The organism is Glutamicibacter sp. AOP5-A2-18, assembly GCF_052446055.1.
In the GTDB taxonomy this organism is placed as follows: domain Bacteria; phylum Actinomycetota; class Actinomycetes; order Actinomycetales; family Micrococcaceae; genus Glutamicibacter.
The window spans coordinates 3,204,544-3,217,873 of sequence record NZ_JBQSVW010000001.1 but is presented as its reverse complement, the minus strand read 5'-3'; the positions used below and the strand labels follow the sequence as shown (position 1 = coordinate 3,217,873).

Sequence of the window (13,330 nt, the reverse complement as noted above, 5' to 3'; positions counted from 1 at the left end):
CTTTGTCAGACGGCGGAAATCAGCTGGCGGAAGGAACCGCCGCAGTGATATCCAGCGCAGCCACGAGATCCTTGCTGTGCTGGTGTTCCGCATTGCCCAGGAACTCGTAGAGCGGACGATGCTCCACCAGCTCGCCCTCGTAGAACACGGCCACGTCATCGCTGGCATAGCGGATCACGTCCATGTCGTGGGAAATGACCACGAGGCTCAACCCCATGGAGTCGCGCAACTTAAGTAGCAGATCAAGGATGTGGCGCTGGGCTACCGAATCCAGTGCCGAGGTGGATTCATCGCAGATCAAAATCTGAGGGTCGGTCAGCAGCGCTCGTGCGATAGCCAGCCGCTGGAGCTGGCCGCCTGAGCACTGGCCCGGCCTGCGATCCAGTAATTCCCCGGGCAGCCCCACCTGGGCCATGGCTTGCGCCATGCGCTCCCCGGCCTGGATTGCCGGCAGCCGGTGCACTGCCGCGCTCATCGAAGTGCGGATGGAAAGCCGGGGATCGAAGGAAGAGTACGGTTCCTGGGCAATGACCTGCACCCGCGTTGCTTCGCCATTATGGTGCGTTTGAATGATCCGTCCGGTCGTTGGCTGTTCCAACCCGGCCAGCAGCCTGGCGAAGGTGCTCTTGCCCGAGCCGGAACGGCCTACCACTCCCAGGACCTGGCCACCGTGCAGGCGCAAGCTCGTGGGCTTCAATGCTGCAGGGCCCTTTGCGCGGCGCGTGTAGTTCTTGCCCGCGTCTACCGCTTCCAGCAAGCATTGCGAATCCTTCGCTCGTGGCGTGCGCAGGGGAGGCAAGCTGGCCTCGACCAGCTCGCGTGTCTTGGCGTGGCGGTCCTTGGAAAAGATCTGCGCGGTGGGGCACTGGTCCACAATCTGCCCGTCGCTGACTACCACGATGCGGTCGGCAATGTGCTGGATGCTGGCAATGTCGTGGGTGATGAACAGGACGCCCACGCCACGTTCCTGCTGCTTGCGGCGCAGCAATTGCAGCACCTCGGACTTGAGGATTGAATCCAGCGATGAAGTCGGTTCATCTGCCAGGATGAACTCCGGGTCAGCGGCCAGGGCGATGGCCAGCATGGCGCGTTGGGCCATGCCGCCGGAGAGCTGGTCCGGGCGCTTGCCGGCAATCTGCTTGGCGGGGGCCAGGCCTACTTCTTCGAGCAGGGACAGCACCTGCTCCTCGTGCTGGCGGGCTTTGCCCCAGCCGTGGGCTCCAAGGGCTTCGAGCAGATGCGCGCGGATGGTCAGCCGCGGGTTCATCACGCGCTTGGGCTGCTGGAACAACATGCTGATGCGCCGTCCGCGGATCTGGTCCATGGCCTTCTCGCCCTGCTGGTCAAGGCGCTGGCCATCAAGCAGGATCTGCCCCTCAGCACGCAGCTGCTGGGGCAGCAGGCCGATAATGGCCTTGGTGAGCAGCGTCTTGCCGGAACCGGAACGCCCGACAACCGCCACCAATTCGCCGGCTCGCAGGGCACCGCGCGCTTCGGAGAGCAATCGCTGATCGCCGGAGCTGACCGAAAGATCAATGAATTCAAGTTCTTTAGTCATGGGCTTCCGCCTTGGCCTCGGTAGCAAGCACGTCCTGCCCGCCCAGCACCTGGGTGATTCGATTGCCCAGCAGGGTGACGCAGAAACTGATCAGGAAGATGGCGGCGCCCGGCGCAATCAAGCCCCAAGGGGAACGGATTGCATGAGGCTGGGCCTCGGCCAGCATCGAGCCCCAGTCCGACTGCGGCGGCTGGACACCGATGCCCAAGTAGGACAATGAGCCGAGCAATACGAGCAGCAGCCCGAAGCGCAATGCGGCCTGTGCCAGCACCGGTCCAGCCACGAAGGGCAGGACGTGGTGGCGCAGGATGAACCAGCGCGAAGCGCCCACATGCTTGGAGGCTTCGACATGGTGGGTGCTCAATGCCTGGGCCGCCATGGAACGCACCAACCGTGCGGTGGGGGTCCACGCCACAACGCCCACGGAAAGCACCATGGTGAAGAATCCGGGACCCATGACCGCGATGATCAGCAGCGCTATCACGATTTCGGGCAGCGCAAGCAGCAAGTCGTTCACGCGCAGGAAGAGCTCATCCAGCCACCCGCCGCGCAGCGCGCTGAGCAGGCCCAGTGCGGTGCCAACCAGCAGCGAGAACAGCGTGGTGATCAGCGCTACCGACAGCGAGAACCGGCCACCGTGCAGCACCCGGCTCAAGGTGTCGCGGCCCAGGGCATCTGTGCCCAGCAGGTGGGACAGGTTGGGCCCCTGCAACCGGTCCGCCAAGCTCTGGGCATCAGGGTCATAGGGGGAAATCCACGGGGCGGCGATGGTCAGGATGACCACCGCCAGCAAAATGCATGCGGGAGGGGCAAGCAGGATTTCCTTGGAATGATTCCTAGCCATGTCGTACACCAATCCTCACATTGGGATCACTGATCTTGTGCACCAGGTCAACGATTCCGGTCACCACCACGGCACAGGTCACTACCACCACCACGCCTCCCTGGGCTACCGGGATATCAGCATCAACGATGGAGTCGAAGATCAGCCGTCCCATGCCGGGAATGGCAAAGATGACTTCCACGATGACCGACCCGCCCAGCAACCCGGCAAACCAGACACCCACCATGGTCCACAACGGCAGCAATCCGTGGGGAACCACATGGCGAACCAATGCTTGGATGCTGCTCAGCCCGCGGGCACGGGCCGCCAGCACGTGCTCGGAGTCCAATGCCTGGCGCACGCCGGAGCGCACCGCAACGGTGAAAAAGCTGATGGGGCGCAAAGCCAAAATGAAGACCGGGAGCACCAGAGAAGCGGGGGAATCGTAGCCGGCCGAGGGAAGCAACGCCCAGCGCACGGCAAAGAGCAGAACCAGCAATGGCGCCAACGCGTATTCGGGAATGGCGATGAGCGCATGGGTGATCGAGGTGATCAGCTTGTCGGGCCATTGCCCGGCGCGGGTGGCTGAAATAACTCCCAAAAGAATCGATACAAGGATGGCTGCCAGCAAGGCGGTGCCTGCCAATGACAGGGTGACGCCGATGGCCGGCAATACCTGGTCTGCTACGGGGGTGCCGCTGATATGCGAGATGCCCATATCTCCGGTGAAGAACCGACCCAGCCATCGCCCGAACTGCACCAGCATCGGGTCGTTGAGGCCAAACTGCTCAGCATAGGCCTGAACCGTCGCCTCATCAGCTTCGCCAAAATCCATTCTTGCGCGCAGCAAGGACCGCACGGGGTCCCCGGGGGAGACGAAGGGGACAAGGAAGACCGCGAAGGAGGAAAGCAGAACTGCTGCGCCGAGGCCAACGACCCGGCGCAGCACGGTGGCTAGTGGTGACACGCTATTTGGTTTTCGCCAGGTCCTTGGTCATCACATAGCGGGTCAGCGGGTCCTGGACATAGCCCTGGACCTTGGAGCCCACACCGTCGATGGCCTGCTCATTAACCAGCCAGACGTTCACGGCATCCTTGGCGAGGATGTCTCCGGCCTGGCGGTAGAGATCATTGCGCTTGGCCTGGTCCTTCTCAACTTGGGCCTGGCCCACCAGCTTGTCGTAGTCCTTGTTGCAGTAGTGGCTCAGGTTGTATCCACCCTCGCAGGTGTAGTCGGCCTGCAGGAAGCCGATGGGGTCAGCGATATCGATCATCCGGTTGCGCTGGCTGAGGATCATGTCGTACTTGCCGGCCAGCACATCTGGCTCCACTGCGCCGTAGGACTTGGTGACGACATTGGCCTTCAAGCCGATCTGCTTGAACTGCTCCTGGATGATGGCGCCCACGCCAGCGAATTCGGCACGCTCGGTGATCGCAATGATGTCCAGCGGCTTGTCTTGCTTGTAGCCCGAGGCTTCCACCAGCTTTTTGGCTTCCTCGAGATTCACCTGGGGTACGGTCAGATCCGGGTTGGCCCAAGGCTCGCTTGGTGCAAAGGGACCGGTGGCAGGTTGGGCGGCGCCTTCATAGATGCTGGCGGCTATGGCTGGCAGATCCAAGGCCATGGTGGCGGCCCTGCGCAGGTCCACGTTGTCGAAAGGGGCACGCGAGTTGTTCAGGTACAGGGTCGAGGTGCGAGGAGAGTCGGCCTTGAGCACGCTGATCTTCTCGTCTGCTTCCAAGGTAGCCAAGCTGGTGGCCGGGATGGACATGGAGATGTCCGCTTCACCGGTCTGTACCTGGGTGGAGCGGGTGGCGCCGTCGGTGATGTAGCGGATTTCGCCGCCGGCCAGTTTCACCTCACCATCCCAGTAATTCTTGTTGCGGTCCAAGGTCAAGGACTGTCCGGCCTTCTCTGAAACCGGAGCGAAAGGCCCGGTGCAGTGATTCATCGGATCAATGCCCTTGTCGGTGTACGCAGCACCCGAGAGCACGCCGGCATTCACGCTGGCAATGCGATACGGCAAGAGCGGATCAGCTGCCGGGGTGGTGACGCGTACGGTATCAGCGTCGAGGGCTTCTACCTTCTTGATGGTCTTAGGGTTCACTGCACGTGCTGGTGCGGTGGCATCAAGAACATGGTTCAGTGAATTAGCAACAGCCTTGGCGTTGAAGTCGGTGCCGTCCTGGAACTTTACGTTCTTGCGCAGGTCGAATTCCCATGCGGTATCCGAGGTCTGCTTCCAAGAAGTGGCGAGCATTGGCTCTACCTTCTTCTCGGTCTGGTCATACTTGGTCAGGGTTTCCAAGCAACCGGCGATTGAGAGCACATAAGCGTCATCGCTTTCCAAAGCCCAGTTGGAAATTGGGGCACGGAAGTTCGCTACAACTACGCGGGCTTCGGCATCCGCTGCTGCATCCGGAGCGGGGGTGGCGGTGGAACTGCAGGCAGTTAGTGCGAGGGCTACCGCTGCAAAACTTGCAGCTACGCTCAATCGTCCAAGGTTCATGGAAATCCTTCGGCAATACGTGATGAATTGGCATCCAATGTCTTAGAGCCTTGGTAAGCGTACCCTAATTCCTTGATTTCTCATGAAGCAATAAAAGGCCATGAAGACCCCTTTAGAACTTCGGGATTCTGGACTGCGATAGAACGCTAGCTGAGTAGTAGAAAGTTGGTGTCAACCGTGGAAGTTCTGAGGACATTTTGCGTTATGTGTCGCAGTTCACGCACTGCGTGTGCGTAGCATGCGGTCACGAACCAACCGAGAACCAAGCCACGAAGCCAGCAACAGCGGAATGATCATGACTAGCCAAGGGATAAAGGACAACTCGGCTGCGCCTGCGGTGTGTGAGAGTAACCAGCCAAAGAGCATGTTGCCTAGAAGTACTGCTAGGCCGCCGCAGGTGGAGAGTAATCCGAAGTAGGAGCCGGTAGCGTTGAGCCCGGCAAATTTTGGAACAAGACTGAGCGCGGTGGGATGAACACTCATATGACCCAGGGTCATCAGGGTGACTGCGCAAAGAATTCGCACCAAGCTGGTTTCCTCACCAAAGGCTGATGAAGGGATGAAGGCCAAAACACTAAACCCCAAGGCGCTGAGAATATAGCCCATGCGCAACGTTGCAGCTGGGCCGATTCTTGCAGCAAGCCACGATAAGGGAATCTGCAGGCTCAGGGTCAAAATGGAGATCCACGCAAAGATCAGCCCCAACCACTGGGTAGGCATGTCTTGGCGTTCAAGTTCCAAAGGAATAGCTAGATACAGCTGGTTGTAGGCCAATAGGTCCGCGGCATGCAGCGAACAGAAGGCCAAGAACTGGCGGTCGCGCAGACATTCTCGGAAGCTACTGTGAGGCTTCGATGCTTTAGTTCCTGCACCGGTAGCAGCCGACAGTGCGCTCGCCGTGTCAGTCTTGCCAAGAGTGAGCGCCAAGAAGATTCCGATGGCCACAAAGAATACTGCGCCAAAACCTGCCACGGTGGAAAATCCCCAGCCCCACAGGGCCGAACCCACCAAAGGTCCGGTGACGGCGCCAATTTCACCCGTGATGCTCAGCCACGCAAAGAGCGTAGCCCGCCGAACGTGCTGGACTTGTCCTTGATCCCGCGCGCTTTGGGCAGCCGCCACCAAGATGTTTAGTCCCGGGGAGAATAGTGCCCCACCAAATCCGGTGAGCAGTGCGCCAAAAATGAACATTCCCAAGTGTGGAGTACTAGACCATAGGGATGCGGCCAAAGTGAGGAAACCTGCGGCACGTACCGCGCAGCCGATCAGAATCATGGTGCGGGCGCCGAAGCGATCCGCCAGAGTGCCACCAGCTAAGAACAGTCCTTGCTGGGCAAAAGTTCTGATTCCTAAGATCAGACCCACCGCGGTAGATGCCAACAGGAAATCATTGCTGAGGACTACCGCAAGGAAGGGGACTACAGCGTAGAAGCCGATATTAAACAGCGTCTGGGTTCCCAGGAGCGCGGTAATTTCTAAGCGTTGCGAGCGAGTTTTCATGGGCCTCTGGGACGCGGTGATGATGACCAGTCTGATCTTAGCTAAAGGATGGTCAATCACTTGTGTTCAAACTGTCGGTGCATTGTCCTATGGTTGAAAACAGGTTCAAGAGTTACGACGTAAAGTACCTGGCTAGTCGTACGGCAACCCCTCTCCGGCTCACGGGGTGCCCCAGGGGAAGAACCGTTCCGAGGCAAATGTCATCGGTTCAGTTAGCGGTTTGCCCCGTCCAGTATTCGGTACGGGGCGGCACCGCTCTCACGCTAGGAGAATTTCCATGGCTAATCAGCCAATTGATGACAAGCATGAATTCGACTTCCGTGAATGGACGAAGGAGATATTTGGCGAGGAAACCAGCAACAGCAGGGTTGATCAATATGGATTGCCGTTTCTGTCCGACGAAGCAGACTTGAGTGAAGAAAGGCAACGCAAGCTCCGCTGGTATTCGGCGCTGTTGGAAGCTCCTTACGTTGCCCGGGTGCAGACGAGAACGCGCAATTCTTGGAGCGATTTTATGAGTAACAATTCCCGGCACCGGCGCTTGACCAATGGCCAGTGCTACAAAGCTGAGGGCTATGACGAATATATTCAGCGTTGGGAATCGGTCGGCATCGGTTCGGACTTGTACCTTTTGATCCACGCGTCCTTGAAGCGGGCAGTTGAGATAAGTCGCAGCCGGCATACTTCGGATCTGGCGAAGCTGAATCTGGAAGTCCGATTGGATGAGCTGCACCTGTGCCGTGACGACGGCGGGATGTATGGTCGAAGCTTGGTTCCCGAGCACTGGAAAGATTTCCCAAACCTGCGGACCCGTTTGAGTCCAGTGACCGCTATCCGGCGAATCATTGACGCCGGGTTCTAGAATCCAATCCAGTTGATGGAGTTCAAGGGACAGGCCGCCAGCGGTCTGTCCCTTGAACTGGCTATCGAATCTTCTATTTTTTAGCTTGCGCCTTCCAAGGCCATCTGCGATGGCTGATTCTTGAAGCCCTTGGTGGTGGTTGCCAAAATAATGGTTCCGATGGCCAGCCAGATGCTGCCGATAATTACGGCATGAATATCAAGCTGCGTGAGTAGGAACGCGATGACTAGAACACCAATAGCTGGGCACAGCACGTAGAGCATTGCATTAAGCTTGTTGCCTGCGCGACGTTGGCGATCCCAATAAACAATGACCGACACGTTGACCATGATGAACGAGATGAAAGCACCGAAGTTAATGAATGAGGTTGAGGTGGCCACATCCATGAACATGGCGATCAAGCCCACAACTGCGATGGCCAAGATAGAGAAGACCGGGGTGCTCCAACGCTGGTTCAGCTTCCCAAAGAAGCTGCGTGGCAGTACTCCGTCTCGACCCATGGCGTAGAGCAGTCGACTGCCAGCAGCCTGAGCGGCGATACCTGAGGTGAACTGGGCGATAACTAGTGCGGCCAAGAAAATAGCACCAAATAAATTGCCACCAATGTGCTGTGCTATTTCGAAACCCGCAGCATTAGAATTCTCAAAGACACCGCCTGGATGCACCAGCTGTACTGTGTAGGCCACGATGACAAAAATGCCTCCACCTATGAGGGCAACGAGCATGATGGCCTTGGGGACGGTGCGCCGGGGTTCCACGGTCTCTTCGGTCAGAGTGGTCACCGCATCAAATCCAAGGAACGAGTATGCGGCGATGGCTGCACCAGCGGCGATACCTGTTGTGCTCGCGCCGATCCCGGTAAACGGAGAAGAGCTCACTAGAGCGCCTGCGCCGTGCTCGCTGGAGACACTGGCCACGGAGAGAACTACGAAGAAAACGATGACCAAGATCTGGAAGGACATGAGTACCAGATTCACCCGGTCTGCCACCTTGATGCCGATGATATTCAAAATGGTTGTCAGCACAATGAAGCCAAGGATCCACACCGGCATCGGCGCGGCAGGGAATTGGGCTTGCAAGTACGAGCCACCGATCAGCCAAATCACCATGGGAAGGAAGAGGTAGTCAAGCATAGTGGCCCAACCGACGAGGAAACCGATCCGTCCGTCGATGGTCTTGCGTACGTAAGTGTAGGCAGAACCGGCCACCGGGTACGCTGCAGCCATCCGGCCGTAGCTATTTGCGGTAAAGAGCATTGCCAGTAGAGCAATCAGGTAGGCGCTGGCGCTGGCGCCACCGGTTTCAGACGCAATGACACCAAAGATGCCTAAGACAATCAGGGGTGTCAGGTAGGCCAACCCAAAGATCACCAAGGAAGACAATTTCAGGGTGCGAGTAAGTGTGGGGGTCGAAGACATGGAAAACTCCGTCGTTTTCTAAGAGCGGGATTGGGGTTGTTGTGGCGCCCAGCGAGATGGTTCCAATGCGCCGTCATAGAGCGGAAGACTAATCGGTGCATCGTCCGGACCGAATTGAGACCACACGCGGTTAGTCCCTGCGGTTCCGTGATCACGCACTCGCTGTACGGTGTCCGGGTCAACCCGGACCACGAGGGTATCTTCGCCAAGGCCAGCTTCACCCAGGACCATGCCTTCGGGATCTACCGCGATGCTTCGGCCGCGTCCTACAGGGTGGGCGCAGTTCACGCTGAGCATGTACACCTGGTTCACGATGGCGTTGGCTCGTGCCAGGATCAGTTCCTGTTCACGGTCGTCACTAGTGGTTTTCACAACGTTCATGATGGTGTTGGCACCCATCCAGGCAAGATGGCGTGAGTGTTCTGGGAACCAAGAGTCGTAGCAAATAGACAGTCCGAAAGCGCCGACTTCTGGCACGTTTGCGACCACAAATTCGGTTCCTGGCCGGTGCGGCTCAAACGGCCGCCAAGGGAACATTTTGCGATACCTGGCAACCAATGCGCCGTCCGGGGAGAAGAGTAGCTGGGTGTTGCGGAAACCACCGTCTGTATCGCGCTCGCCGATGCTACCTGGGCACAGCCAGATTTGGTGTTTGGCGGCAATGGCACCGAGCGCTGACACAAAAGGGATCATCCAAGGAGACTGCTGCGTCCTCCAATGCGGTGCTTCGCTCTTGTTCAGGTAGATGCTCGGTACCGTGCAGATGCATCTCAGGGTAGATCAGCATCTGAAGATCGTCATGCTTCTGTAAAGTCTTGGCAACATCATCAGCAAAAGGCTGAAGCGAATTCTCAACTGGCAGCGGGACGCGCTGCGCCAATCCTGCGGTGATTATCTGGGACATGTGGGTCTACCTTCATACAAACTTATAAATGATCAATATGATCAGATATACAAATGTATGTGACGTAGTCGATAGACTCAATACATGACGGCGAAAAATATTTCGAGACTGACCCACGTCGAAGAGCGCGAAATTGACCGCCTGTTTCATGCAGTGCCGGGGGCCGCAGCAGTAACGCGTTTGTCAGCCGTGGAAACAGTACGGGCACGGATCTTGCTGTCAGTGGAGCATGGGTTGCTCATTCCGGGTGGAAAACTTCCGAGCACTGATTTGATTGCGGCAGGTCTTGAAGTCAGTGACATCACTGCGCGGCGTGGTTTGGAGAGCCTAGTCGAAGACGGCGTGCTGGAGCGACGCAGGGGCAGAGCCGGAGGAACCTTTGTTGCCCAGAAGCCACCGAAGATTAATGACGTAGCGGTCCAGGCTTATCTTGAAGACGTGCCGGCGGTGCGGATACTCATTGATCAGCGAAGCCTGATGGAAAGCGCCATCGCCGCGCAAGCTGCGCAGAATGCTACAGAAGCTCAGTGCCAAGAACTCGAAGCTCTGATTAGGCAATCGGCCAATGCCGCGAACTGGCATGAGCATCACATCCCGGATACCAAGTTTCACCGACTGGTAGCCGAGATCAGTGGCCTTGCTGAAGTACCCGCTTACCTCTCTAACTATGAGTCCCTACTCAAGTACTTTGTCCCCTATCCGCAAGAGAAACTTGTAGAAGGGCGAGGGCACCACCAGCAGCTCGTTGAGGCTTTTCGCAACAGGGATTCGTTGGCCGCGATGTCGGTGACTCGAGAACATGTTGACGCCCTTCGGAGGGAAATGTTCTTCGGTCTGCACGTTGCGAACCCTTCGCTATCCGAGTAGAAAACCCAGCAATTAGCGGCTGACGGAACTGATTTTCATCAGTGGTCTTTGGCATCACCGAATCTTCGGATTGTAGTTCCGGTGACATGCTGATCTTGGCGCTTTTTGTTATCAATGAGCACCGGCATGGTGTGGATGATTCACGCTGATGTAGCGAATTGCCTGCTAATGCACAGCTGATCAACTCTGTCTCATGTCGAGCTGCAAGGCGACGAACCGTAGGTTGTATCTGTCGTCGAAAATAATCGTTATTGCGCCACTGGATCAGACCGACACAAGTGCTCGGTGATTTAGTGCTGCGTTGCAACTCTTGGCTTTTGAATCATCAGAAGCGTGCAGAGCACCACGCAAAATCCGATGAGCAGGCAGGCCGCGACAAGAACGGCTTGGTTGAGGGTTCCGGAGGTGGCCAAAGCGCCGATACCAATTGCGATGAGGGCCTGAAAAACGTAGGTGATGACGTATAACAAGGACAGCGTTGATCCGCGATGCGTAGCTGGTGCAATGCTGTTGATGAGTCCGATTCCACCGTTAAACAAGAGTGAATAGGCGACTCCGTCGGCCACACACCAAACTAGAAATAGTGTGGGTGAACCAAAGTTTCCTGCAGCCACCATGACCACCAGGCTCGGGATGGTCACGCACATGACGGCCCAGATTTGTGTGCGTGCGCGCACCTTGGTCAACAGCAAAGCCGAGAGTCCAGTGGTCAACGAGGAGCTGGCGAGTAGGGCGCCGATGACTGCGCTGTTCCGTGTGTGGGTAAACGCCGTGATCATTTGGGCGCCGAGCGATGGGAAGATTGCGCCCATCCCCAACGCCAACGTCACGGACACCAGAGCGATGCAGAATCCTACGCGGATATCGCGCTGAACTTTTGGACGTTGGGGGCGCCACGCAATTTTAGCTGCGGGTCGATCGTTGGGCGTCAAGATGAGCGCGCAACCGCTGATGATGGCCAAAATCAAAAGTGCTATGTAGCTCCAAACCAATGGGAGTGGCGCAAAGTGTGCCAAGAAGCCGCCGACAAATAAGGCTAGTGACAATCCTGTTGCGGTGGCCGCAGTGGCGACAATGCTCGCCAGTCGGGGGGGGGTGCTGTTTTGATTGTTTTCGGTCAGCGATACCGTGGCTGTTCCCATGGCCAGGCCGGCGCCGGCACCTTGTAGTATCCGACCGACGAATAACCATCCGACGCTGGGCGCAAGAGCAAAAACGATAGAGGACACGACGATTAGCCCGAAGCCACCAAGCATGACAACGCGTCGACCGTAGACATCAGAGAGATTGCCAAAGATAGGGAGTACAACAACTAGGGAAAGTTGGTAGGTCGCAAAAATACTGGTGGTTACAACTGGTGCAAGGTCCCATTTTTCTGCGTATAACGGGTAGAGGGTGCTGGACGCAGCTGAAGACCACAAGGCCAAAGCCAATACGCTTGCGGCACTCTAGAAGGCTCCACGTTTACCCAGGCGTCCACCACGTCGGGGCCGTCAGGGCAGTGCTTGTTCAACTTCCCCTAGGTGAGTCACGATTGAGACTTTGACTGAATCACAAGGCAGGTTGTCGAAGCGGTTGCGAGGACCCGGCCATCTGCGTCACGAATATCAGCTTCGGCAAAAGTGGCGCTACGCCCTCGACGGGTCACCCAACCGTGCGCTGTCACCAAACCGGTGCTAGCAGTGATTGGTCTAAGGAATGACACCTTGAGTTCGAGACTTGTGTAGCCGACACCGGCAGGCAGGGTGCTATGCACCGCACAGCCCGCCACCGAATCAAGAACCGTTGCAAAAAACCCGCCATGCACCGAGCCAATTGGGTTGTAATGAGACTGATCTGGCAGCGCACTCATCACTACGTCGCCGTCGGCTAACGAGACGATCTCCAGCCCGATATGACTGCTGATTGGTGGGGGTGGGGTACGCCCCTCGACCATTGATTGAAGTTGCTTCAGTCCGGTCAGTGCGAAGAGCTTGGCCTTGTCCTCTTCCGGCAGGAAATATTCAATGGTGCGCGATTGCTTGACTGGTTCCGATGCTTGAGAATTCATTGGTGACCTTCCAAATGACTTTCTGAGCGGGAAAGCTCAGCGGGGATAAGCGGCGGGGCAAGCCAACAAAGGTGCGTACTCCGCTGTACTGGGAGACGACGAAATAAGCGTTGGCTCAAAGACTGACTCGAGTGTGATGTACGTAGCATACGAATGCTAAGTTGGTTATAGCAACCCAGCCTCGAACGTTGCGTTTTGAGTTAACACAAGAATGGAGCCAACGCCATGCCGGCATTTCAGGTTCACATTCCGGAGCAAAGATTCTCTTCTGATCAGAAGTAGCCATAGAACTTCGCCAGAAGACGAGGAATAGGATGAAATCATGCCTAGAATTTCTCAAGAATTAACAGGTGCAATGGGCGGTCGGTGCGGTATTGCCCGTAGCTTGGGCGTGCTCAGCGATCCGTGGAGCTTCTTGCTGTTGCGCGAGGCTTATCGTGGCAATCGTACATTTGCGCAGTTTCGTGATTCGTTGGGGATTGCCAGTGATGTGCTCACCGCAAGGCTCAATTCCCTCATCCATTATGGGGTCATGATGCGAGTGGCCTATAAGGAACCGGGGCAGCGCACGCGGGATGCCTATGAACTGACAGATGCGGGCGAAAAACTCAAGGTGGTACTTGTTGCGCTACAGCAATGGGGTGAAGATTTCCTGCCCGTGGAGCAAGAACCGGCGGTACTTCCCATGACCATCGATACCCACGATCGGGTGTATGCACGTCTAGTCAGTTCGGCTGGAGTAATCGAACACGCAACAAGTGTGCAGTTTTTTCGGGGATCCGACACCGGAGACTAAGGCTGGTCCTTGGCACGCTGTTCGCTGGCCATGAACATTTGC

13 protein-coding genes and 1 riboswitch are annotated in these 13,330 nt (G+C 57.1%); of the genes, 3 read left to right on the top strand and 10 right to left on the bottom strand.

Going from position 1 to position 13,330, the window contains the following annotated elements; translation table 11 throughout:
- Nucleotides 1–19: 19 nt before the first annotated feature.
- The 5 genes from ACT3RW_RS15435 to ACT3RW_RS15415 all read right to left on the bottom strand — a co-directional run bounded on the left by ACT3RW_RS15435 (nt 20) and on the right by ACT3RW_RS15415 (nt 6,391).
- Nucleotides 20–1,558, bottom strand: coding sequence for an ABC transporter ATP-binding protein (locus tag ACT3RW_RS15435; RefSeq protein WP_013350443.1), 1,539 nt, complete (start codon nt 1,556–1,558; stop codon nt 20–22).
- On the bottom strand, nt 1,551–2,402 hold the full coding sequence (locus tag ACT3RW_RS15430) for an ABC transporter permease (RefSeq protein WP_443445192.1): 852 nt from the start codon (nt 2,400–2,402) through the stop codon (nt 1,551–1,553). The genes ACT3RW_RS15435 and ACT3RW_RS15430 overlap by 8 nt, the downstream gene beginning before the upstream one ends.
- Entirely contained in the window at nt 2,395–3,348 is a 954-nt protein-coding gene (locus tag ACT3RW_RS15425) for an ABC transporter permease (RefSeq protein WP_444614373.1), read from the bottom strand. The genes ACT3RW_RS15430 and ACT3RW_RS15425 overlap by 8 nt, the downstream gene beginning before the upstream one ends.
- 1 nt (nt 3,349) lies before the next feature.
- Nucleotides 3,350–4,891 carry an ABC transporter substrate-binding protein gene (locus tag ACT3RW_RS15420; RefSeq protein WP_444614372.1) on the bottom strand — a complete coding sequence of 514 codons (1,542 nt, stop codon included), beginning with the start codon at nt 4,889–4,891 and terminating at the stop codon, nt 3,350–3,352.
- A 216-nt stretch (nt 4,892–5,107) separates the two neighbouring features.
- Complete coding sequence (locus tag ACT3RW_RS15415) at nt 5,108–6,391, bottom strand: MFS transporter (protein ID WP_444614371.1); 1,284 nt, start codon at nt 6,389–6,391, stop codon at nt 5,108–5,110.
- Between the two features lie 103 nt (nt 6,392–6,494).
- A riboswitch (SAM riboswitch) is annotated at nt 6,495–6,611 on the top strand.
- A gap of 57 nt (nt 6,612–6,668) precedes the next feature.
- Here ACT3RW_RS15415 and ACT3RW_RS15410 point away from each other — a divergent pair.
- Complete coding sequence (locus ACT3RW_RS15410) at nt 6,669–7,253, top strand: hypothetical protein (protein ID WP_444614370.1); 585 nt, start codon at nt 6,669–6,671, stop codon at nt 7,251–7,253.
- 80 nt (nt 7,254–7,333) lie between these two features.
- Here the strand turns inward: ACT3RW_RS15410 and ACT3RW_RS15405 are convergent, their stop codons facing one another.
- The 3 genes from ACT3RW_RS15405 to ACT3RW_RS15395 are packed head-to-tail and all read right to left on the bottom strand — an operon-like array spanning nt 7,334 to nt 9,575.
- Nucleotides 7,334–8,671: an APC family permease gene (locus ACT3RW_RS15405; RefSeq protein ID WP_444614369.1), complete on the bottom strand. Its 1,338-nt coding sequence runs from the start codon at nt 8,669–8,671 to the stop codon at nt 7,334–7,336.
- Between the two features lie 18 nt (nt 8,672–8,689).
- Nucleotides 8,690–9,364 (bottom strand): carbon-nitrogen hydrolase family protein, encoded by a 675-nt coding sequence (locus tag ACT3RW_RS15400; protein ID WP_444614368.1) that lies wholly within the window; start codon nt 9,362–9,364, stop codon nt 8,690–8,692.
- Nucleotides 9,297–9,575 carry a hypothetical protein gene (locus ACT3RW_RS15395; protein ID WP_444614367.1) on the bottom strand — a complete coding sequence of 93 codons (279 nt, stop codon included), beginning with the start codon at nt 9,573–9,575 and terminating at the stop codon, nt 9,297–9,299. Before ACT3RW_RS15395 ends, ACT3RW_RS15400 begins: the two co-directional genes overlap by 68 nt.
- A gap of 84 nt (nt 9,576–9,659) precedes the next feature.
- On the opposite strand from ACT3RW_RS15395, the gene ACT3RW_RS15390 reads away from it, so the two are divergent.
- Entirely contained in the window at nt 9,660–10,442 is a 783-nt protein-coding gene (locus tag ACT3RW_RS15390; RefSeq protein ID WP_444614366.1) for a FadR/GntR family transcriptional regulator, read from the top strand.
- A 290-nt stretch (nt 10,443–10,732) separates the two neighbouring features.
- On the opposite strand, the gene ACT3RW_RS15385 is transcribed toward ACT3RW_RS15390, so the two are convergent.
- Both ACT3RW_RS15385 and ACT3RW_RS15380 read right to left on the bottom strand, forming a co-directional pair.
- Nucleotides 10,733–11,869 (bottom strand): MFS transporter, encoded by a 1,137-nt coding sequence (locus ACT3RW_RS15385; RefSeq protein ID WP_444614365.1) that lies wholly within the window; start codon nt 11,867–11,869, stop codon nt 10,733–10,735.
- Nucleotides 11,870–11,970: 101 nt separating this feature from the next.
- A complete protein-coding gene (locus ACT3RW_RS15380; RefSeq protein WP_444614364.1) occupies nt 11,971–12,492 on the bottom strand; it encodes a PaaI family thioesterase in 522 nt (173 codons plus the stop codon).
- A gap of 322 nt (nt 12,493–12,814) precedes the next feature.
- On the opposite strand from ACT3RW_RS15380, the gene ACT3RW_RS15375 reads away from it, so the two are divergent.
- Nucleotides 12,815–13,288 (top strand): winged helix-turn-helix transcriptional regulator, encoded by a 474-nt coding sequence (locus tag ACT3RW_RS15375; RefSeq protein ID WP_444614363.1) that lies wholly within the window; start codon nt 12,815–12,817, stop codon nt 13,286–13,288.
- The last annotated feature ends 42 nt before the right edge of the window (nt 13,289–13,330 follow it).